The organism is Albimonas pacifica (assembly GCF_900113695.1).
Lineage (GTDB): Bacteria > Pseudomonadota > Alphaproteobacteria > Rhodobacterales > Rhodobacteraceae > Albimonas > Albimonas pacifica.
In genome coordinates this window covers 447,463-466,955 of sequence record NZ_FOQH01000005.1, presented here as the reverse complement: position 1 = coordinate 466,955, position 19,493 = coordinate 447,463, and the positions used below count along the sequence as shown (strand labels likewise).

Below are 19,493 nucleotides of genomic sequence, written 5' to 3'. Positions count from 1 at the left end.
CGGGCGGCCCGCCGCGGGCGGGACCGCGACGCGCGGCCCCCGGGTCGCCGGCGCCAGCCGGCGAAACGAAAACGCCCCGGGACCGGCCCGGGGCGTCTCGACGGTCGGCGGCCGCGCAGGCGTCAGGCCGGCTCGGTCTGGTCCGCCCCGTCCGAGACCATGTCGAACAGCCGCTGCTGCTCGCCCGCCCAGGCCTTGATGTCGTATTTCGCGACCTTGCGGCGGAGCTGGAGCATCCGCGCGCGCCGCTCCTCCTCCTGCATGTCGAGCGCCTGGTCGATGGCCGAGTCCATCGCCCGGTGCGAGAACGGGTTGGTGATCACCGCGTCCGACAGCGCCACCGCCACGCCCGCGAATTCCGAGAGCACCAGCACCCCGTCGCCGTCGGTGCGCGCCGCGCAGAACTCCTCGGCCACCAGGTTCAGCCCGTCGGCCAGCGGCGTGATCCAGCACACGTCGGCGGCCTGGTAGTAGGCGATCAGCTCCTCGAAGGGGATCGCGTTGCCGATCAGGCTGACCGGCTGCCACTCGAAGCTGCCGAAGCGGCCGTTGATGCGGCCGGTGATCGCCTCGATCTCGTTCTGCACCGTCTCGTAGGCGGTCATGTTGCGGTTGGCCGAGACCGACACATGCATCAGCCGCACCTTGCCGCGCAGCTCCGGACGCCGCTCCAGCAGCCGCTCGAAGGCCTGCAGCTGCTCGATGTTGCCCTTGGTGTAGTCGGTGCGGCTGACCGAGACGATCAGCTTGCAGTCTTCGCCCAGCCCCTCGCGGATGCGGTAGCGCGAGACGGCGGTCTCGGGCGAGCGGGCCCTTTCCTGGATGAACTCGACGTCGACCCCGACGGGGAAGGCGCCGATGGCGATCTTGCGGCCCTCGTGGTTGAGGTAGGTCGGCGTGATCCGCTCCTGCAGGGCCATGCCGCCGGCGGGGACGAAGTCGGGGTTCGACTTCTCCTCGTCCACGCCCTCGATGTCGAAGAGCGAGCGGGCGACGTGGATGAAGTTCTGCGCATAGCGCGGGATGTGGAAGCCGACGATGTCGCAGGCGAGCAGCGACTGCACGATTTCCGCGCGCCAGGGCAGCACGTTGAACATGTCGGCCGAGGGGAACGGCGTGTGGTGGAAGAAGGCGATCTTCACGTCCGGGCGCAGGGTGCGCAGGTAGGCCGGCACCAGCCACAGGTTGTAGTCGTGCACCCAGACCACCGCGCCCGGCGCCGCCTCGTTGGCGGCCGCCTCGGCGAAGGCCCAGTTCACTTCGCGGAACGTGGGCCAGTCGACCGGGTCGTAATTGTACTTGTCCTTGAAGGAATGGAGGATCGGCCAGAAGGCCTCCTTCGAGGTCACGTGGTAGAACGAGCTGACCTGGTCCTCGCGCAGCGGCAGGCGAGAGACGTTGTAGGTCCCGAAGTTGTCGGTGATCTCGACCACCGGCTCGAAGTCGGGATTGGCCGGATCCTCGGCCAGCTTCCAGGCCACCCAGGCGCCCTTGCCGACGCGGCCGAAGAAGCTTTTCAGGGTGGGGACGATGCCGTTGGGGCTCTTGTTCGCGCGTCGCTCGACCACCCCGTCGACCACGACCTCCTCGTAGGGTTGGCGGTGGTAGACGATCACGAGATCGGAGGACATCAGAAATACTCCCGGTCGGTATGGGGGGGCGCCGAGGCGCGGTCGTCGCGGCTCATGCGGCCGTCTTGCGGGGCGAGGGCGGCGAGGGATGCAGCCCCAGGGCCGCGATCGCCTCGAGGATGCCGCCCGCGCCATGGGCCTGCGCCCGGTGCAGCGTGTCGCGGTCGCGCAGGCGCTGCACGAGCCCGGGCTCGGAATTGCCAACCGCCACCGCCGGCACGTCCATGTCGAGCATGGAGAGATCGTTGAGCGTGTCGCCCGCCGCCAGGGTCTTGTGCTCCGGCACGCCCAGGAAGGCGAGCAGGCGCAGCAGCGAGGGCCCCTTGGAGACGCCCCGCGGCAGCACGTCGAAGAAGATGTCGGCCGAGATCAGCGGGTCGTGGCCGATCTCCCTGACGATCTCGATGGCCGAGGGGTCGAAGGTCTCGGGATCGTAGTCGTAGGAGACGCGGTAGCGGAACGGCGTGGGCTGCAGCGTCAGCCCCGGATGCCCGTCCAGCGCCTCGCGCACCCTGGGCCCCGCGTCGTCCCAGATCGCTGCGATCTGCTCCTCCAGCGCCTCGATCGGCTTCACCCGGCCCTGCCCGGGTTCGTCGTCGGAGAATTCCATGCGGGCGATCGTGGTGCCCACGTCGCCGACCACGTAGTCGGGCCAGGGCACCGGGCCGCGGCACAGCTCCTCGAGGAACTCGGGGTCGCGGCCGGTGACGAAGATCAGCCCCACCTCGTCGCGGTTGGCGTCGATCCATTCGTAGAGCGCGCGGCGGTCCGCTTCGGATCCGCCCAGGAAGGTGCCGTCGAGGTCCGTCGCCAGCACGAAGCGGCGGGCGGCGAAGTCGCGGTGCTCGGCCGAGGGCGAGCCCTCGGGCGGGTTCAGCGTCTTCACCTCTGGCAGCGCTTCGTCGGTCAGGGGCGTGTCGGATTTCTTCTGCAGGTTCTCGCCGCTCACGACAGGATCTCCTCGAAGTGCCACCGGGCGCGGCGGGCGTGGGGGTGGCCGATCTCCAGCTCGACCAGCGCGCGGGGCTCGCCCTCGATCGGCCGGCCCCAGAGCATGGCGAAGGCGTCGGAGACGGCGTGCCCCTCGTGCAGGATGCCGCGCACCGCCTCGCAGATCGGCAGATGCACGCCGTGCTTGCGGGCCAGATCGGTGACCGAGAGCGCGTTGCGGTCGCCCTCGACCACCACCGGCTTGCCGTCGAACGTGTCCTCGCGCTTGATCCCCTGCCCCAGCTGCAGGCCGAAGCTCATGTTGCGCGAGGCTTCCGAGGAGCAGGTCAGCGTCAGGTCGCCCACGCCGGCGAGGCCGGTGACCGTCTCGCGCCGGCCGCCCAGCGGCTCGGCCAGGCGCTTCATCTCGTCGAGGCCGCGGGTGATCAGGGCGGCGCGGGTGTTCGCGCCGAAGCCCGCGCCGGTGGCGATGCCGCAGGCGATGGCGATGACGTTCTTCAGGGCGCCCCCGACCTCGACCCCCGGCAGGTCGTCGGAGATGTAGGGGCGGAAGCTCTCGGTCCCCATCGCCACCGCCATGCGCGCGGCCACGGTTTCGGCCGGGGCGGTGTCGAAGAGCTCCCCGCAGTCGGAGGCGATGGTGCAGGCGGTGGGGTGGCCCGCCGCCGCCTCGCCGGCGAAGTTGGGGCCCGAGAGCGCGCCCATCGGGTTGCCGTGCAGCTCCTCCGCCGCGACGTCGGACATCAGCAGGCCCGAGCCCGGCTCGATCCCCTTGGCCGCCAGGATCACCGGCGTGGTGGCGGGGATCAGCTCGGCGAGCTTCTTGGCCGTCTCGCGCACCGCCGAGGAGGGCACGACCATCAGGATCGCGTCCGCATCCTCGACCGCGATGGCGAGGTTGGAGGTCACCCGGATCGAATCCGGCAGGTTCACGTCGGGCAGGTAGCGCGCGTTGCGGCCGTCCTCGCGTAGGGCGCGCGCATGGTCGTCGCGGCGCGCCCAGAGGGTCACGCCGCGGCCGGCCTTGGCGGCGATGATCGCCAGGGCGGTGCCCCAGGAGCCGGCGCCGACGACGGCGATGCGGCGGTAAGGGGCGGGAGCGGGGGCGCGGTCGTCGGACGCGCCGATGTCGAATGCGCTCATCGATGTCACCTCGAATCGGTCCGGAGGGCGGGCCGGAGTCGTCGCTGGGGTCTGGGAAACGACATAGGCGGAAAACCGGCCGCGTCCCGCGCCTGCGGCGTCGCGGCTGACCGGGTGCGGCGCGCCCGAAGGCGGCGAAGGGTCGGCTCGACGATGTTGCGGCAGCGCGGCATGTCAGATCGAAATATAGCGAGGCGACCCCGCGCGATCAACCTTGGCCTTCGGCGCCGCAGCGAATCGCGGGGACCTCGGACTACGCATGCGAATACTGACGTCGCTCCGCGGCGCCAAAAGGGCGCCCCGAAAGCGGCCATTCTTTCGCCCAACTCTACATGCAGACCGCAATACGAATTCGGGACATCCCGTCGCATCTTTTTGGAGCCGGGCATCCAGTTGGGCCCGCAGGCGAATTCCGCCGTCATGATACTGAGATGAACCGCCCCCAGAATGCGGTCCGCGCTGCGGCGCAGCAAGAAAACCTTGAAACGCGGGAACTTTCGCTAAACTCTGAGCATCATGAGCGCACGAGTGGGAAGATCGCACGTTTCCAATGCATCCGTCGCGCAGGGCGCCGCCGCCCTGCCGCGAAAAGCGGCGCCCTCGGCGCCGGTCCCCCGCCGCCGTCCTGCGTACCGCGTACCCGATCCTCGTCAGACAAGGAGCCAGCGATGACCTCGCGCATCCGTACCGTCGTTTTTCCCGTGGCCGGTCTCGGAACCCGCTTCCTGCCCGCCACCAAGGCGACCCCGAAGGAGCTGCTGCCGGTCATCGACAAGCCCCTGATCCAGTTCGCCATGGACGAGGCGCGCGCGGCCGGCTTCACCCGCATGGTCTTCGTCTCGCACCCCACCAAGGGCGCGATCGAGGACTACGTGCGCCACGACCACGACCTGCATGCGACGCTCTGCGCGCGGGGCAAGGACGACCTCGCCGCGATGCTCAAGGGCATGGCCGCCGCCGAGCACGAGGAGATCGAGTTCGTCATGCAGCCCGAGCCGCTGGGCCTGGGCCACGCGGTGCTGATGGCGCGCGACCACGTGCAGGAGGAGGCCTTCGCCGTGGTCCTGCCCGACGACCTGATCCTGGGCGAGCCGGGCTGCCTGAAGGAGATGGTCGAGGCCCATGCCGAGACCGGCGGGCATCTCGTCGCCGCCATGGAGGTCGCCCAGGCCGAGACCAAGTCCTACGGCGTGCTCGACCCGCTCGAGCGCAACGGCCGCTTCACCCGCGCCAAGGGCATGGTCGAGAAGCCGAAACCCGAGGATGCGCCCTCGCGCCTCGCGGTGGTGGGCCGCTACGTGCTCGACAGCTCGATCTTCGAGGACCTGGCCGCCCAGAAGCCCGGCGCGGGCGGGGAGATCCAGCTCACCGACTCGATCGCCACCGGGCTCAAGCGCGTCGGCCTCGCCGGCTTCGAGTTCTCGGGCACGCGCTTCGACTGCGGGTCCAAGGCCGGGATGCTCGCCGCCAAGCTGCACCTTGCGGCCTCGCACCCCGAGTTCCGCGACGTGCTGGCCGCCCACGGCCTCGCCACGGCTCGGCCGGACCGCATCGCCGCCGAGTGAACCGGCGGAAAATTCAGGGCGCCGGAGACCGGGGGACGGGTGGTCCCCCGGGGTCCGGCGCCCTACTGTTTCCAGGACAGCTTCGCCCTGCCCCGTCGCGGCCCCGCCGCGCGCAGACATGGAAGAGATCGTCGTGACCTATCGCCCGCACCGGATCGAAACCGGGGCCGGCCCGCTGATTCCGACGGAGTTGGCCGAGCGCATCGCCCAGGGCCGCCAATCCTCGCTGTTCGACGTGCTCGGCGCGCATCCGCAGGATGACGCCTGGCGCCTCGCGGCCTTCGTCCCCGGCGCCGAGCGCGTCGAGGCCATCGACCTCGAGGGCGAGACCTTCGCCGAACTCTCCCCCCAGGGCGCGGACGTCTTCGCAGCCCTGCTCGACGCCCGCCCCGAGGCCTGGAACTACCGCGCCTGGCGGGGCGGGACCGACTGGGAGGTGAAGGAGGTCTACCGCTTCGCCCCGATCCTCGGCGAGCTCGACGAGCACCTCTTCGCCGAGGGCGCCCACGGCCGCCTGTGGGACGTGCTCGGCGCCCATGTGCGCGAGCATGAGGGCGTGCAGGGAACCTCCTTCGCGGTCTGGGCCCCCTCCGCCAGGCGCGTCTCGGTGGTCGGCGACTTCAACGACTGGGACGGCCGGCGCCACGTGCTGCGCCCCCGCGGCTCCACCGGCGTGTGGGAGATCTTCATCCCCGCCGTGGGCGACGGCGCGCGCTACAAGTACGAGCTGCTGGGCCCCGACTGGGAGCTGCTGCCCCCCAAGTCCGACCCCGTGGGCTTCGGCGCCGAGATGCGCCCCGACAACTGCTCGGTCGTGCGCGACCTGCGCGGGCGCAAGTGGCGCGACGCGGCCTGGATGGAGAGCCGGGCCGCCCGCCAGTCGGTCGACGCCCCGATCTCGATCTACGAGGCGCACCTGCCCTCGTGGAAGAAGAAGAACCTGTGGGAGTGGCTGAGCTGGCGCGACCTCGCCGAGCAGATGGTCCCCTACGTCGCCGAGATGGGCTTCACCCATATCGAGGCGCTGCCGATCACCGAGCATCCGTTCGACGGCTCCTGGGGCTACCAGCCCGTCGGGCTCTACGCCCCGACCTCCCGCCTCGGCGGTCCGCACGAGTTCCGCGACTTCGTCGAGGCCTGCCACGCCGCGGGCCTGGGGCTGATCCTCGACTGGGTGCCGGCGCATTTCCCCTCGGACGCGCACGGGCTGGCGAAGTTCGACGGCACGCACCTCTATGAACACGACGACCCCCGGCAGGGCTATCACCCCGACTGGAACACGCTGATCTACAACCTCGGCCGGCGCGAGGTCGCGAACTTCCTCGCCGCCAACGGGCGCTACTGGCTGACCGAGCACCATGTCGACGGCCTGCGGGTGGATGCGGTGGCCTCGATGCTCTACCGCGACTACTCGCGCAAACCGGGCGAGTGGGTGCCCAACCGCGACGGCGGGCGGGAGAACTGGGAGTCGGTGAACTTCCTGCGCCGCGTGAACGCCGAGGTCTACGGCGACGATCCCTCGGTGATGACCATCGCCGAGGAGTCGACCGCCTGGCCCGGCGTCTCGAAGCCCGTCCACGACGGGGGCTTGGGCTTCGGGTTCAAGTGGAACATGGGCTGGATGCACGACACGCTCCAGTACATCGAGCGCGACCCGATCCACCGCCGCCACCACCACGGCGAGATCAGCTTCGGCCTGCACTACGCCTTCTCGGAGAACTTCGTCCTCCCGATCAGCCATGACGAGGTGGTGCACGGCAAGGGCTCGATGCTGGCCAAGATGCCGGGCGACATGTGGGGGAAATTCGCAAACCTTCGAGCCTATTACGCCTTCATGTTCGGACACCCCGGCAAGAAGCTCCTGTTCATGGGGCAGGAGTTCGGCCAGGCCACCGAGTGGAACCACGAGACCTCGGTCGACTGGGACCTGCTGGCCGATCCGAAGCACGATGGGCTGCGAAAATTGGTGCGCGATCTCAATCACCTGTACCGCGATGCTGAGGCGTTGCACAAAGGCGACTGCCGCGAGGACGGCTTCCGCTGGGTCGACGGCTCGGCCGAGGCGCAGTCGGTCTACGCCTGGCTGCGGCTGGCGGAGGGCGCGAAGCCGGTGCTGTGCGTCTACAACTTCTCCGGCGCGCAATACGACGACTGGCGCATCGGCGTGCCGGCCGCAGGCGCCTGGAGAACCCGTGTGAACTCCGACGCGCAAGCCTATGGCGGCGCTGGCAGAGGGCCCTCAGGCACGGTCCAGGCGGACGCGGCCCCGGCGCATGGGTTCGAGCATTCGCTGAAGCTCTCGCTGCCGCCGCTGACCGGCATGATCTTCGAACTGGAGGGCTGAGGGCGCCTGCGCGCCCCGCCCCAACCCTGTTCCCCCGAAAAGGAGACGGCCTCCTATGATCCTTCGCGACGACGCCGCCACCGAGGCGCTTGCGGAACACTGCCGCATCGTCCACGCCTCGGCCGGAACCAACTACGAGGCGGCGCAGCTCACCGCCAAGCGGATGGGCGCCTTCGTGAAGGGCGAGACGGCCGAGTTCGGCTTCTGGGCCCCCGAGCTGCTGGAGATGCGCATCCCCGACGGGGACGTGTTCCTCGAGGTGCTGCAGCCCGACGCCCAGGTCTCGCTGACGGTCTCGCGCCAGAACGCCCGCTTCCGGCGCACCCGGGTTCCGGTGGCGCGCACCGACGCCTGGGTGTTCTGCGCGGTGCAGGGGATGCGGGCGGGCACGCGCGAGCAGATCGGCGACTTCTACTGCCTGACCTGGCGCGACGCCAACGGCTACTGGAAGCGGATCTTCGACCCGATGGCGATCTCGGTCCCCTTCGGCGTCTTCGCCCCGGCCGAGCTCTACGACGTCGCCGCCATGCAGGCGGCCCGCGCAGACAAGGCCTATTTCGAGGGGCTGGAGCCCGGCCCCGACGGCGCGCCGACCAAGCTCGGGCCCCCGGTCAACATCCTGCAGATCCACACCTCGACCGCCACGGTGGGCCGCACGCTCGCGAGCCTCGCGCGACAGATCGAGCACGTGGGCGACCGCGTGCGCCACGGCGGCGCGCTGGAGCCCGCCGACCGGCTGTTCCTGGGCTACGACGCCGTGCAGCTCCTGCCCGTCGAGCCGACCACGGTCTACGAGGCGGGCCCGAGCTTCTGGCACGACGACGCCGACTACGGCGACGTGGTGACCATCGACCTGCGCCGCCCCGACACCACCAACTGGGGCTACGACAACGTGCTGGCCGGCATGGCGGGCGTGAACCCCGCGATCCTCGAGACCGGGCGCCCGGACGAGCTGGTCGACGTGGCCGCGGCGCTGCACAACTTCCCCGGCAAGCCCAAGAAGCTGATCTTCGACGTGGTCTACGGGCATTCCGACAACCAGGGGCTCGAGGTGCTCAACCGCCACTGGTTCGCCGGGCCCAACATGTACGGCCAGAACGTCAACTACCGGAACTGGAACGTGCGCGCGATGCTGCTGGAGATGCAGCGGCGCAAGGGCGATTTCGGCGCCGACGGGATCCGCGTCGACGGCGCCCAGGACTTCAAGTGGTGGGACGCCGACGCCGAGGTGATGCGCCACGACGACGACTACCTCCAGGAGATGGCGGACGTCGTGCAGGAGGTCGCCGGCGCGAAGTTCCGCCCCTGGTTCGTGTTCGAGGACGGCCGCCCCTGGCCGCAGGAGGACTGGGAGCTCTCCTCGACCTACAAGGCGGTGATCGAGACCCAGCGCGACGACGACGTGTTCCAGTGGGGCCCGCTGACCTTCGCCCACAACACGCCGTTCCTCTACACGTTCTGGCTGTCGAAATGGTGGCGGATCCGCGAGATCGTCGAGGGCGGCTCGAACTGGATCTCGGGCTGCGCCAACCACGACACGCTGCGCCGGGGCACGCAGGTGAACCCCAAGCTCAACGTGAACACGCGGCTCGGCGACACGCGGATGGACATCCTCGACCACGCCTACGACAACCCCGCGATCTCGATGCTGACCTACGCGGCGTTTCCGGGCGTGCCGATGGACTTCCTCAACGCGGTCGCGCGGGCGTCCTGGGGCTTCATCCGCAACCAGGACGACAAGTACGGCGTGAAGATCATGGCCGAGGAGGCGATCAGCTTCGACTGGCAGGTCGACGAATACGCCTTCTCGATGCCCTCCTCCTTCGCCCGGCTGAAGGCGCTGGGCTTCGAGACGCGCGAGGATCTCGACCGCTACCTCAAGGTGCTGCCGGCGCTGGTCGAGGTGACGGACTACGACCTCGACGTGATCTCGGGGCTGCTGAACGCGGTCGACCCGCCGCTCTCGGGGCCCAAGCCCTTCACGCCGGCGGGTCTGAAGCTGATCGCGCGGGCCTGGATGGACGACATGCACGACTACTGCAACGTCGCGGGCTACGTGGACCGGCTGTCGGAGGCGCAGACCTCCTTCGGCCTCGCCCTGCGCGAGTTCCGCGCGAAACGCCCGTGGCTTCGCAACAACTTCGGGCCGCGCGACAGCTTCTCCTACGCCCAGCCGGTGGACGGCACGGTCCTGTTCACCTCCTTCCGCCACGGACCGGACGGGGAGCAGGTGTACATGGTGGTGCATATGGAGGGGGGCGAGACCACCGACTTCGATCCCCTGACCCTCGACCACCAGGCCTGGAGCCAGGAGGGGTGGGAGCTGGCGCTGCGCACGCCCTCGATCGGGCCGGACTACACGGGCGGGCCGATCACGCTGCGGGACTCGATGGGGGTTGTGTTCACCCGTCGCCCCGACTGAGGCTGCGGGGACGTCCGGGCGCGAAAAGCGTGAGAAAGCGGCGCAATCTCAATGCGCCGCCCCGGGAATCGTCTATGGTCCCGGTTCGGGACGAACCGACGCAAGGGAGGGTCGGATGCACGGCACGCACAGGGGCGCCTCGGATCCCGGAGGCCTCGCCCGACAGTCGATGGCCTTCGTCCTCGCGGGGGGCCGCGGCTCGCGCCTGCGCGAGCTGACCGACCGGCGCGCGAAACCGGCGGTCTATTTCGGCGGCAAGGCGCGGATCATCGACTTCGCGCTGTCGAACGCGGTCAACTCGGGCATCCGGCGCATCGGGGTGGCGACGCAGTACAAGGCGCACTCGCTGATCCGCCACCTGCAGCGGGGCTGGTCGTTCTTCAACTCGTCGCGCGGCGAGGGGCTCGACATCCTGCCCGCCAGCCAGCGGGTGGACGAGCGCAACTGGTATCTCGGCACCGCCGACGCGGTGTTCCAGAACATCGACATCGTCGAGGGCTACGAGCCCAAGTACATGGTGATCCTGGCCGGCGACCACATCTACAAGATGGACTACAGCCGGATGATCGCCCAGCACGTCGAGAGCGGCGCGGACGTCACCGTCGGCTGCATCGAGGTCTCAAGGGAAGAGGCCTCGGCCTTCGGCGTGATGGCCGTGGGCGACGGCGGCAAGATCACCGAGTTCCTCGAAAAGCCCGCCGACCCGCCGGAGATGCCGGGCCGCCCGGGCCGCTGCCTCGCCTCGATGGGCATCTACGTGTTCGAGACCGCGAAGCTGATCGACATCCTGCAGGCCGACGCCGAGGACGCGCGCTCGGAGCACGACTTCGGCAAGGACATCATCCCGGCGCTGGTGGCGGCGGGCGGCGCGCAGGCGCACAGCTTCTCCGAAAGCTGCGTGATGACCGGCGACGAGACCGAGCCCTACTGGCGCGACGTGGGCACGGTGGACGCCTTCCACCAGGCCAACATCGACCTGACCCAGTTCGAGCCCTCGCTCGACATCTGGTCGAACGACTGGCCGATCTGGACCTATTCCGAGCTGACCCCGCCGGCGAAGTTCGTGCACGACAGCGACGGGCGCCGCGGCTCGGCCTTCAACGCCCTGGTCTCGGGGGGCTGCATCGTCTCGGGCTCGCAGGTGCGCGAGAGCCTGCTGTTCACCGGGGTGAAGGCGCATTCCTACTCGGAGCTGCGCCAGGTGGTCGCCCTGCCCTACGTGACGGTCAACCGCCACGCGCGCCTGCGCAACGTGGTGATCGACTCGGGCGTCGAGATCCCGCGCGGCCTGGTGGTCGGCGAGGACCGGGCCGAGGACGCGCGCTGGTTCCGGGTCTCGGAGGGCGGGGTGATCCTGATCACCGCCGACATGCTCCGCCGCCGCGCCGAGGCGCTGGGCGGCGAGCTCGCGGGCGTCGTCTCCTGACCCGACGCCCGCCCGCCCGGGCGCCCCGGCGCGACGCCGGGGGCCCTCGCAGAGCGCCTGTTCTCCGGAGCCGTCCATCGCGGATGCCGATCAGAGCGACTCGCCCGCCCCGGTCAAGGATCGCGCAGCGACCGCGCTTGCGCGGCTTGTCCTTGACCGGGGCGGGCGAGTCGCTCAGGCATCGGACGCGATGGACGGATCTGGAGAACAGGCGCGGGGGCCTTGTTCTTTGGTGAGTTCGGAGCCCGCCGGAGGCTCCCCGCAAGCAGCCTCTGCGAAGCCTCCCCATCCTCGCGCCGCAGCCAAGCCCGCCCGCAGGGCGCCTCCGTCCCCCGGCGCCCGCCGGCGCACGGTCAGTCGGGGATCGCCACCACGTCGTAGATCGCCTCGATCTCCGGGCTGATCTGCACGCGTCCCAGCGACTCCTGGATCAGCCCGTAGATCGCGCCGCTCTCGTAGATCCGGCTCAGCTCGCGGTCGATCGCCAGGCGCAGCCGGCTCTCGCCCCGCTTCATCGCCAGCGCATAGGGCTCGCGCGAGAGCATGCGCCGCGCGATCACCGGCTGCACCGTGGGGCGCATCCGGCCGAGCTGGTAGAGCAGGATCGACTGGTCGCCCAGATAGGCCTCCACGTCGCCGCGCTGCAGCGCCTCCAGCCCCTCGACATGGCTGCGGAACAGGACGAGCCGCGCGCCCGGCGCGTGCTCGGCCAGCACCTTGCGGGCCAGCGCCTCGGTGGTGGTGCCGTTGAGCACGCCCACCGGCTCGTCGGTCAGCCGCTCCAGCGCCTCCGGGCCGCCCTTGCGGAACACGATGCCGGCGCCGTCGACATAGTAGGGGATCGAGAAATCGAGGCTCGCCCGCCGCTTCAGGGTCTGGGTGGTGGGCCCGCACAGCAGGTCGATGCGCCCCTCGACCAGCGCCTCGAAGCGGGCTGCGGCGGTGACGGGGACCCATTCGACCGCGATCCCCCCGCCCGCGGCCTCGACCAGCCCCGGGGCGGCCGCAGCGCAGAGCTGAACGGCCAGCCCCGCCGGCCGGCCCGCGTCGTCGGCGTAGGAGAAGGGCGGCGCGTCGAGCCGGTAGCCCAGCCGCAGCGTCCCGCGCGCCAGGGCGTCGTCCAGCACGTCGGCCGCCGCCGGCGCGATCCCCGCCAGCATCCCGACCGCCAGCGCCGCCAGCGCCCACCGTTTCGCACCCCGTCCCGCCACGCGCCCCTCCCGCTTTCGGGCTCACTCTCGCGCCTCCGCCGGGGCGAGGCAACCCGCGGCTCGGTCCCGCGCCCCGCCGCGGCCGCGCGCCCGCGTCCGGCCCGCCGACCGCCGCCGCCCCGCGGCGTCTGGAAATCCCGCCCCCTTCGCGCTATCCCCCGGGCGACACCCGCCGCGCGGCGCCCGGCCGCGCAGCCGACCCCCGCCCCGCCCGCGCGCGCCCCTCGCGCGCGGCGCCCCCCGCAAGAGGCCCCGACGAAGCATGGAAGCGCTCGACTACCGCGAACCGCAGGCGAAGGTCCTTCACGGCGCCCAGGGCGACTGGGAGATCGTGATCGGCATGGAGGTCCATGCCCAGGTCCTCTCGAAGTCGAAGCTGTTCTCCGGCGCCTCGACCGCCTTCGGCGCCGAGCCCAACACCAACGTCTCCCTCGTCGACGCGGCGATGCCCGGCATGCTGCCGGTGATCAACGACTTCTGCGTCGAGCAGGCGGTGCGCGCGGGCCTGGGGCTGAACGCGCGGATCAACCTGCGCTCGGTCTTCGACCGCAAGAACTACTTCTACCCGGACCTGCCGCAGGGCTACCAGATCAGCCAGTTCAAGCACCCGATCGTGGGCGAGGGCGAGGTGCTGGTGGACATGGAGCCCGGGGTGGCGCGGAAAGTCCGCATCGAGCGCATCCACCTCGAGCAGGACGCGGGCAAGTCGATCCACGACATGGACCCGTCGCTGAGCTTCGTGGACCTCAACCGCACCGGCGTCGCGCTGATGGAGATCGTCTCCCGCCCCGACATCCGCGGCCCCGAGGAGGCGGCGGAATACGTGCGCAAGCTGCGCCAGATCCTGCGCTATCTCGGCGCCTGCGACGGCAACATGCAGGAAGGCTCGCTGCGCGCGGACGTCAACGTCTCGGTCTGCAAGCCGGGCGACTACGAGCGGTTCCGCGAGACGGGCGACTTCTCCGTGCTGGGCACGCGCTGCGAGATCAAGAACATGAACTCGATGCGCTTCATCCAGCAGGCGATCGACTACGAGGCGCGCCGCCAGATCGCGATCCTCGAGGACGGCGGCTCGGTCGACCAGGAGACGCGGCTCTACGATCCCAACAAGGGCGAGACCCGCTCGATGCGCTCCAAGGAGGAGGCGCACGACTACCGCTATTTCCCCGACCCCGACCTGCTGCCGCTGGAGATCGACGAGGCCTACGTGGCCCGCGTCCGCGACAGCCTGCCCGAGCTGCCCGACGCCAAGAAGAAGCGCTTCGTCGAGGCCTACGGGATGACCGAATACGACGCCTCGGTCCTGACCGCCGAGCACGAGAACGCCGCCTTCTTCGAGGCGGTGGCCGAAGGCCGCGACGGCAAGACCGCCGCCAACTGGGTGATCAACGAGCTGTTCGGGCGCCTCAACAAGGAGGGGCATTCGATCGACGAGAGCCCGGTGAGCGCGCAGCAGCTGGGCGGCGTGATCGACCTGGTCAGCTCGGACGCGATCTCGGGCAAGGGCGGCAAGGACGTGCTCGACCTGCTGTGGTCCGAGGAGAAGGGCGCCGATCCCGCCGAGCTCGTGGAGCGCAAGGGGATGAAGCAGGTCTCCGACACGGGCGCCATCGAGGCGGCCGTCGACGAGGTTATCGCCGCGAACCCCGACAAGGTGGCGCAGGCCCAGGAGAAGCCGTCGCTGGCGGGGTGGTTCGTGGGCCAGGTCATGAAGGCGACCGGCGGCAAGGCGAACCCCAAGGCGGTGAACCAGATCGTGCGCGAGAAGCTGGGGGTCTGAGCGCGGGCTCCCCGGCCCGGAGGCGCCCTGCGGGCGGGCTTGGCCGGGGCGGCGCCGATTGGGGGCGGCGGGAGCCGATCCGGGGGCCGAGCCTCCGGCGGGCTCCGGAACTCACCAGAGAACAAGCCCGCGCCTGTTCTCCGGAGCCGTCCATCGCTCGGGCTGCCTGAGCGACTCGCCCCCGGCCGTCAAGGACAAGCCCCGCTTCGCGGGGTCGCTGCGCGATCCTTGACGGCCGGGGGCGAGTCGCTCTGATCGGCGCCCGCGATGGACAGCTCCGGAGAACAGGCGCTCCCGGACGGGTCTGCGCGTGGCGCCGGGGACGCTGCCGCCGCGGGCATGTGCGGGGGCCGTTGGAAATGGGCGATCCGCGGGCTAGGGTCCGCTGCAAGAGCAACCGGGAATCCAGCCGAATGAGCGCATACGAGTACAAGACCGTCGCCGCCCCTCGCCGCGCGGGCCGCTACCGCGGCGTCGCGAAGGGCGCCGAGAGCTTCGCCCGAACGATCGAGGAGATGCTCTCCTCCGAAGCGATCGACGGCTGGGAATTCCTGCGCGCCGAGAACCTGCCCTGCGAGGAGAAGCACGGCTGGCTGTCGCGGCGCGAGACGGTGTTCCACTCGGTCCTGGTGTTCCGCCGGGTGCGCGAGCAGGTGCGCCCCGCGGCCCCCGCCCCGGCCCGCGACTGGGCCGAGCCCGGCTTCGGCGAGCCCGCCCCCGCCTTCCAGCGCCCCGAGCCCGCCCCGGCGCCCGCGCCCCAGGCGCAGGGCCGCGCCCAGGGCGTCGCCGCCGATCCCGACGCCGCGATGATGCGCCTCGAGCCCGAGATGCGCGACCCCGCCGCCGAGGGACCCCGCCTGGGCCCCGCCGACCGCTGAGCCGGCCCGTCCGGACAGGACCGAGGACGCAGGGGGCCGGCGATCCCTTCGCCGGCCCCGTCCTGCTGCGGGCCGAGGCGCCGCGCGCGCCTCAGTCCTCGTCCTCGTCGTCGTCGTCCCCCACCACGGCGCTCACCCCCGACCCCACCACGTCGGCCGTGGTCGAGACCGCGGTCCCTGCGACCGAGACGGTGGTCGAGACCACCGTCCCCGCCACGCTCGCCACCGCGCAGCCCGAGAGCGCGCCGAGCGCCGCGAGCGCCAGCAGCCGGGTCACGGGCCCGCCTCGCCGGCGAGCGACAGCGAGAGCGCGTGGACCCGCGCCTCCATCTCCGGCTTCAGCAGGCTCATCACCATGCGTTGACGTTGCACCCGACTCTTGCCGTCGAACGCGGCTGACCTCACATGGACGCGAAAATGGGTCTCGCCGCCCTCGCGATACCCGCCGTGTCCGCGGTGTCCCTCGGATTCGTCCACGATCGCCAGCTCGCTGGGGTTGAACTCGGCGACCAGCTTCTCCCGCATGCGGCGGGCCCAGGGACCCTCGGCCCCGCCCTCCGCCTGCTCTCCTGCGTCGTTCCCGCGCATCGTCGGCATCCTCCGGCTGTTCCTCGGGCGTCTGCGGGCTAGACTGTCGGGTCGCCGACCGACCCGCAAGCCGAACGAAAGGAAGACCCGCGTGACGCGCCGCTCGTTCCTCGACTACGACGTCTCCGTCTCCGCCGACAAGGCGCGCCGGGCCCGCCGGCGCGGGCATACGGGCGCGTTCGAGGGGGGCGAGCGCCAGTGCGAGTGCGAGGGCTGCGACCGGCCGGGCCTCTACCGCGCGCCGCGCTCGCCCGACGACCTGGAGAGCTTCCACTGGTTCTGCCTGGAGCATGTGCGCGAGTACAACCGCGCCTGGAACTACTTCCGCGACCGCTCCGACGAGGAGGTCGAGGACTACCTGCGCCACGCCACCGTCTGGGACCGGCCGACCTGGCGGATCGGCAAGGACGGCAAGCCGCAGGTCTCGGCCAACGGCCATGCCGAGGGCCAGGCCTGGCGGCGCTTCGGCTACAACGACCCGTTCCAGGTGCTGGGCGAGAACGCCACCATCAATCCCGGCAAGGCGCAGGAGACCTCCCCCGCCCGCCCCAGGCGCCGGCTGCTGCCGGCGAACGAGCGCCGGGCGCTGGAGATCCTGGGCGTCGAGGACGAGGCCGGGCGCGCCGCCATCCGCACCCGCTACAAGGCGCTGGTCAAGGACCTGCACCCCGACATGAACGGCGGCAGCCGCGACGCCGAGGACCGCCTCTCGAAGGTCATCTGGGCCTGGGAGCAGATCAAGACCAGCCGCAACTTCCCCGCCTGACCCCCGCCGCCCCGTCCAGCCGCCCGCGCGCGACGCCCGCCGGCCCCCGCAGAGCGCCTGTTCTCCGGAGCCGTCCATCGCGGATGCCGATCAGAGCGAGTCGCCCCCGGGGGTCAAGGATCGCGCAGCGACCCCCGAAGGGGGCTTGTCCTTGACCCCCGGGGGCGACTCGCTCAGGCATCGGACGCGATGGACGGATCCGGAGAACAGGCGCGGGGCTTGTTCTTGGGTGAGTCGGGAGCCCGCCGGAGGCTCCCCCTCTCCAGTCCCGCGCAGCCTCGCGACAGGCGCCCCGCAGCCAAGCCCGCCCGCAGGGCGCCTGCAGACCGCTCGCCCTTTCAGACCGCCGCCGCGACCGCCGTCGAGAACTCGCGCTTCAGCGTCTCGATCTCCTCGATCCCGACCGAGACGCGGATGAACCCCTGGGTGATCCCCAGCGCCAGGCGCCCCTCCTCGGTCAGCGCGCGATGGGAGGAGGAGGGCGGGTGGCTGAGCAGCGTCTGCACGTCGCCCAGCGAGGGCGCGAAGGGCAACTGCTCGGCCGCGCGGATGAAGGCGTTGGCCGCGGCCCGGCCGCCGGCGAGGCGGAAGGCGACCATGGTCCCGAAGCGCCCCTGCAGCAGCGCCCCCGCCCGGTTGTGGTCGGGGTGGTCGGGGCGGCCGGGATAGATCGCGGCCTCGACGCCCGGCAGGGTCGCGAGGTGGTCGGCGAGCGCCGAGGCGTTGGCCTCGGCCCGGTCGTAGCGCAGGCCGAAGCTGAGCACGCCCCGCTCCGCCAGCCAGCAGTCGAAGGGGCTGGCGGTGGCGCCGATCGAGCCCTGGGCCGCGAAGAGCTTTTCGCGCACCCCCGGATCCCGCGCCGCCACCCAGCCCAGCGTCGCGTCGGAATGCCCGGCCAGCAGCTTGGTGACCGAATGCAGCACGACGTCCGCGCCATGCTCGAACGGCCGCCAGCCGCGGGGCGTGGTGAACGTGTTGTCGACGACGAAGAGGGCGCCGGAGGCCTGCGCCGCGGCGCGCGCCGCCTCCATGTCGGCGACGCGCAGCGTGGGGTTCGAGACGACCTCGGCGAAGATCATCGCCGCCGGGGTCCTCGCGGCCGTCGCCCAGGCGGCGGCGTCGGTGGGGTCGATGAACTCGACCCCGATGCCGAAGCGCGGCAGGTCCTGGGTCATCATCCGCAGGGTCCGCCCGTAGAGCTGGTTCGAGGCGATCACCCGGTCGCCGGATTTCAGCAGCCCCAGCAGCACCGCCGAGACCGCCCCCATCCCCGAGCCGAACATCAGCCCGCCGCCCCCCGCCTCGGGCACGCCCTCGAGCGCGTCGATGGCCGCGGCCAGCATCTCGGCGTTGGGGTGGGATTCGCGCGCGTAGGCGTAGCCGCGGGTCCGGCCCTCGTACTGAGCGTCGAGCGCGTCCGCGTCCTCCGCCCGCCAGACCACGGAGGGCCAGATCGGGCTCGCCACCGGACGGGAGACCGAGGCCGGAGGCGTCGGGCGGCGGGCGGGATCGGACGGGGCGCGGTCTGACATCGGGAACTCCAGGATCGATCGGCGACGCGCCTGTGTAGCGCGAGCGGGGAGCGGGCGGGAAGCGGGCGCGTGGGCGCCCTGCGGGCGGGCCTGGCGGGGGCGCTTTCGGGGGAGGACTGGAAGACCCTTCGGGGACAGGAGCCTCCGGCGGGCTCCTGACTCACCCAAGAACAAGCCCGCGCCTGTTCCCCGGATCCGTCTCTCGCTTGCGATGCCTGAGCGACTCGGCCCCCGGGGTCAAGGACAAGCCCGCGCAAGCGCGGGTCGCTTCGCGATCCTTGACCCCGGGGGCCGAGTCGCTCCGGGCGGCATCCGCGAGAGACGGCTCCGGAGAACAGGCGCTTTGCGGGGCGTGGCCGGCGGCGCGCCCCGCGCGCGACCTCCCGCGCGGCGCCTCTGGGAAGGCGGCGCGGCGGGCTCAGCGGGCGGCGGGGCGCCAGCCGGCGTCGCGGGCCTCGGGCTCGGTGCAGAACCAGCGCTCGCCCTTCGATTCGTCGATCTTCGTGCGCAGGTAATCCGCCTGGCCCGGCATGTGGTAGATCCGCCCGTTGCCCGAGACGTTGCCCTTGATCGGACAGGGCGAGCCGGGGCCCTTCTCGGCCTCCAGCGCCGCGTCGAGGGCGGCGCCGGTCCTGGCGATCTTCGGCGAGGGGCCGTTGCGGCGGAACGCCCAGGGCGTGTCGAAGTCGCCCGACCACATGCCGAGCTTCGCGGCCTTGGCCTGCGCTTCGACGTCGCCGTAGAGCTCCGGGCGGCCGCGGTAGATCACCGCCTGGCCCGCCGCGATCATCGCCCGGCCGAGGTCGCGTCCCCGCGCCTCGCAGCGGGCGAGCGGGCGGTCGTAGCGGTCGATCTCCTCCCAGGCGCAGCTCACCTTCGCGCCGTCGATCAGTTCGGCGAGCGCCTGCGTCGAGGCCTCGCCGCAGGGCCAGGGCGCGCCGGCGGCGTCGAGACAGGTCTGCGCGCGTTCGGGCGCGTCGATCTCCAGCAGGCGGATGCGCTGGCCGGCGATCCTGAGCGTGTCGCCGTCGGTGACCTCGGCGGGACCCGCGATGCGGCCGGGATCGCCGGCGAAGGCGGCGGAGGCGACGGCCAGCGCGGCGCAGAGCGACGCGGCGAGGCGGCGGCGGCAGGACATGGCGGCTCCGAGACTCGATCCGGGATCTGTTAGGGTTTCTTAACGCGTCTCTTAACCCGGGCCCCGAGCCGCGTCATGCCCCGCCCGGGGCGCCGCTGCGCCGCCCTGCCCGCGGTTT

The 19,493-nt window shown here is 71.4% G+C and carries 15 protein-coding genes; 7 read left to right on the top strand and 8 right to left on the bottom strand.

Annotated features, from left to right (window positions below; all coding sequences use genetic code 11):
• Positions 1-122: 122 nt before the first annotated feature.
• The 3 genes from ggpS to BM064_RS13260 form a co-directional block, all read right to left on the bottom strand.
• Positions 123-1,631: a glucosylglycerol-phosphate synthase gene (gene ggpS / locus BM064_RS13270; protein WP_092860247.1), complete on the bottom strand. Its 1,509-nt coding sequence runs from the start codon at positions 1,629-1,631 to the stop codon at positions 123-125.
• Between the two features lie 52 nt (positions 1,632-1,683).
• Entirely contained in the window at positions 1,684-2,508 is an 825-nt protein-coding gene (locus tag BM064_RS13265; RefSeq protein ID WP_092860364.1) for an HAD family hydrolase, read from the bottom strand.
• A 68-nt stretch (positions 2,509-2,576) separates the two neighbouring features.
• Positions 2,577-3,725 (bottom strand): NAD(P)H-dependent glycerol-3-phosphate dehydrogenase, encoded by a 1,149-nt coding sequence (locus tag BM064_RS13260; protein WP_092860246.1) that lies wholly within the window; start codon positions 3,723-3,725, stop codon positions 2,577-2,579.
• 668 nt (positions 3,726-4,393) lie between these two features.
• Here BM064_RS13260 and BM064_RS13255 point away from each other — a divergent pair.
• The 4 genes from BM064_RS13255 to glgC all read left to right on the top strand — a co-directional run bounded on the left by BM064_RS13255 (position 4,394) and on the right by glgC (position 11,482).
• The gene (locus tag BM064_RS13255; protein ID WP_092860245.1) at positions 4,394-5,290 is read left to right on the top strand and encodes a UTP--glucose-1-phosphate uridylyltransferase; all 897 of its coding nucleotides are present in this window, start codon (positions 4,394-4,396) and stop codon (positions 5,288-5,290) included.
• Between the two features lie 133 nt (positions 5,291-5,423).
• Positions 5,424-7,634 (top strand): 1,4-alpha-glucan branching protein GlgB, encoded by a 2,211-nt coding sequence (gene glgB / locus BM064_RS13250; RefSeq protein WP_245779147.1) that lies wholly within the window; start codon positions 5,424-5,426, stop codon positions 7,632-7,634.
• Positions 7,635-7,689: 55 nt separating this feature from the next.
• Entirely contained in the window at positions 7,690-10,056 is a 2,367-nt protein-coding gene (gghA, locus tag BM064_RS13245; protein WP_092860243.1) for a glucosylglycerol hydrolase, read from the top strand.
• Between the two features lie 115 nt (positions 10,057-10,171).
• On the top strand, positions 10,172-11,482 hold the full coding sequence (gene glgC / locus BM064_RS13240; RefSeq protein ID WP_245779146.1) for a glucose-1-phosphate adenylyltransferase: 1,311 nt from the start codon (positions 10,172-10,174) through the stop codon (positions 11,480-11,482).
• A gap of 353 nt (positions 11,483-11,835) precedes the next feature.
• On the opposite strand, the gene BM064_RS13235 is transcribed toward glgC, so the two are convergent.
• Complete coding sequence (locus BM064_RS13235) at positions 11,836-12,693, bottom strand: amino acid ABC transporter substrate-binding protein (protein ID WP_092860241.1); 858 nt, start codon at positions 12,691-12,693, stop codon at positions 11,836-11,838.
• Positions 12,694-12,955: 262 nt separating this feature from the next.
• On the opposite strand from BM064_RS13235, the gene gatB reads away from it, so the two are divergent.
• Both gatB and BM064_RS13225 read left to right on the top strand, forming a co-directional pair.
• The gene (gene gatB, locus BM064_RS13230) at positions 12,956-14,473 is read left to right on the top strand and encodes an Asp-tRNA(Asn)/Glu-tRNA(Gln) amidotransferase subunit GatB (RefSeq protein ID WP_092860240.1); all 1,518 of its coding nucleotides are present in this window, start codon (positions 12,956-12,958) and stop codon (positions 14,471-14,473) included.
• A 413-nt stretch (positions 14,474-14,886) separates the two neighbouring features.
• The gene (locus BM064_RS13225) at positions 14,887-15,351 is read left to right on the top strand and encodes a hypothetical protein (RefSeq protein WP_092860239.1); all 465 of its coding nucleotides are present in this window, start codon (positions 14,887-14,889) and stop codon (positions 15,349-15,351) included.
• A 91-nt stretch (positions 15,352-15,442) separates the two neighbouring features.
• Here BM064_RS13225 and BM064_RS13220 read toward each other — a convergent pair whose 3' ends face one another.
• The gene (locus BM064_RS13220; RefSeq protein WP_092860238.1) at positions 15,443-15,628 is read right to left on the bottom strand and encodes a hypothetical protein; all 186 of its coding nucleotides are present in this window, start codon (positions 15,626-15,628) and stop codon (positions 15,443-15,445) included.
• A complete protein-coding gene (locus BM064_RS13215) occupies positions 15,625-15,939 on the bottom strand; it encodes a BolA family protein (protein WP_425426165.1) in 315 nt (104 codons plus the stop codon). The genes BM064_RS13220 and BM064_RS13215 overlap by 4 nt, the downstream gene beginning before the upstream one ends.
• Before the next feature lie 91 nt (positions 15,940-16,030).
• Between BM064_RS13215 and BM064_RS13210 the strand changes: the two genes are divergently transcribed.
• Positions 16,031-16,705: a J domain-containing protein gene (locus tag BM064_RS13210; RefSeq protein ID WP_245779145.1), complete on the top strand. Its 675-nt coding sequence runs from the start codon at positions 16,031-16,033 to the stop codon at positions 16,703-16,705.
• Positions 16,706-17,043: 338 nt separating this feature from the next.
• Here the strand turns inward: BM064_RS13210 and BM064_RS13205 are convergent, their stop codons facing one another.
• Together BM064_RS13205 and BM064_RS13200 are read right to left on the bottom strand one after the other, a co-directional pair.
• Entirely contained in the window at positions 17,044-18,237 is a 1,194-nt protein-coding gene (locus BM064_RS13205) for a trans-sulfuration enzyme family protein (RefSeq protein WP_092860236.1), read from the bottom strand.
• Between the two features lie 418 nt (positions 18,238-18,655).
• Positions 18,656-19,375, bottom strand: coding sequence for a thermonuclease family protein (locus BM064_RS13200; protein WP_092860235.1), 720 nt, complete (start codon positions 19,373-19,375; stop codon positions 18,656-18,658).
• Positions 19,376-19,493: the final 118 nt, after the last annotated feature.

Coding starts and splice junctions, on each gene's coding strand:
- BM064_RS13205 (WP_092860236.1), bottom strand. CDS start 18,237: ATGTCAGACCGCGCCCCGTCCGATCCCGCCCGCCGCCCGACGCCTCCG.
- BM064_RS13225 (WP_092860239.1), top strand. CDS start 14,887: ATGAGCGCATACGAGTACAAGACCGTCGCCGCCCCTCGCCGCGCGGGC.
- BM064_RS13260 (WP_092860246.1), bottom strand. CDS start 3,725: ATGAGCGCATTCGACATCGGCGCGTCCGACGACCGCGCCCCCGCTCCC.
- gghA (WP_092860243.1), top strand. CDS start 7,690: ATGATCCTTCGCGACGACGCCGCCACCGAGGCGCTTGCGGAACACTGC.
- glgC (WP_245779146.1), top strand. CDS start 10,172: ATGCACGGCACGCACAGGGGCGCCTCGGATCCCGGAGGCCTCGCCCGA.
- BM064_RS13255 (WP_092860245.1), top strand. CDS start 4,394: ATGACCTCGCGCATCCGTACCGTCGTTTTTCCCGTGGCCGGTCTCGGA.
- BM064_RS13200 (WP_092860235.1), bottom strand. CDS start 19,375: ATGTCCTGCCGCCGCCGCCTCGCCGCGTCGCTCTGCGCCGCGCTGGCC.
- ggpS (WP_092860247.1), bottom strand. CDS start 1,631: ATGTCCTCCGATCTCGTGATCGTCTACCACCGCCAACCCTACGAGGAG.
- gatB (WP_092860240.1), top strand. CDS start 12,956: ATGGAAGCGCTCGACTACCGCGAACCGCAGGCGAAGGTCCTTCACGGC.
- BM064_RS13215 (WP_425426165.1), bottom strand. CDS start 15,939: ATGCGCGGGAACGACGCAGGAGAGCAGGCGGAGGGCGGGGCCGAGGGT.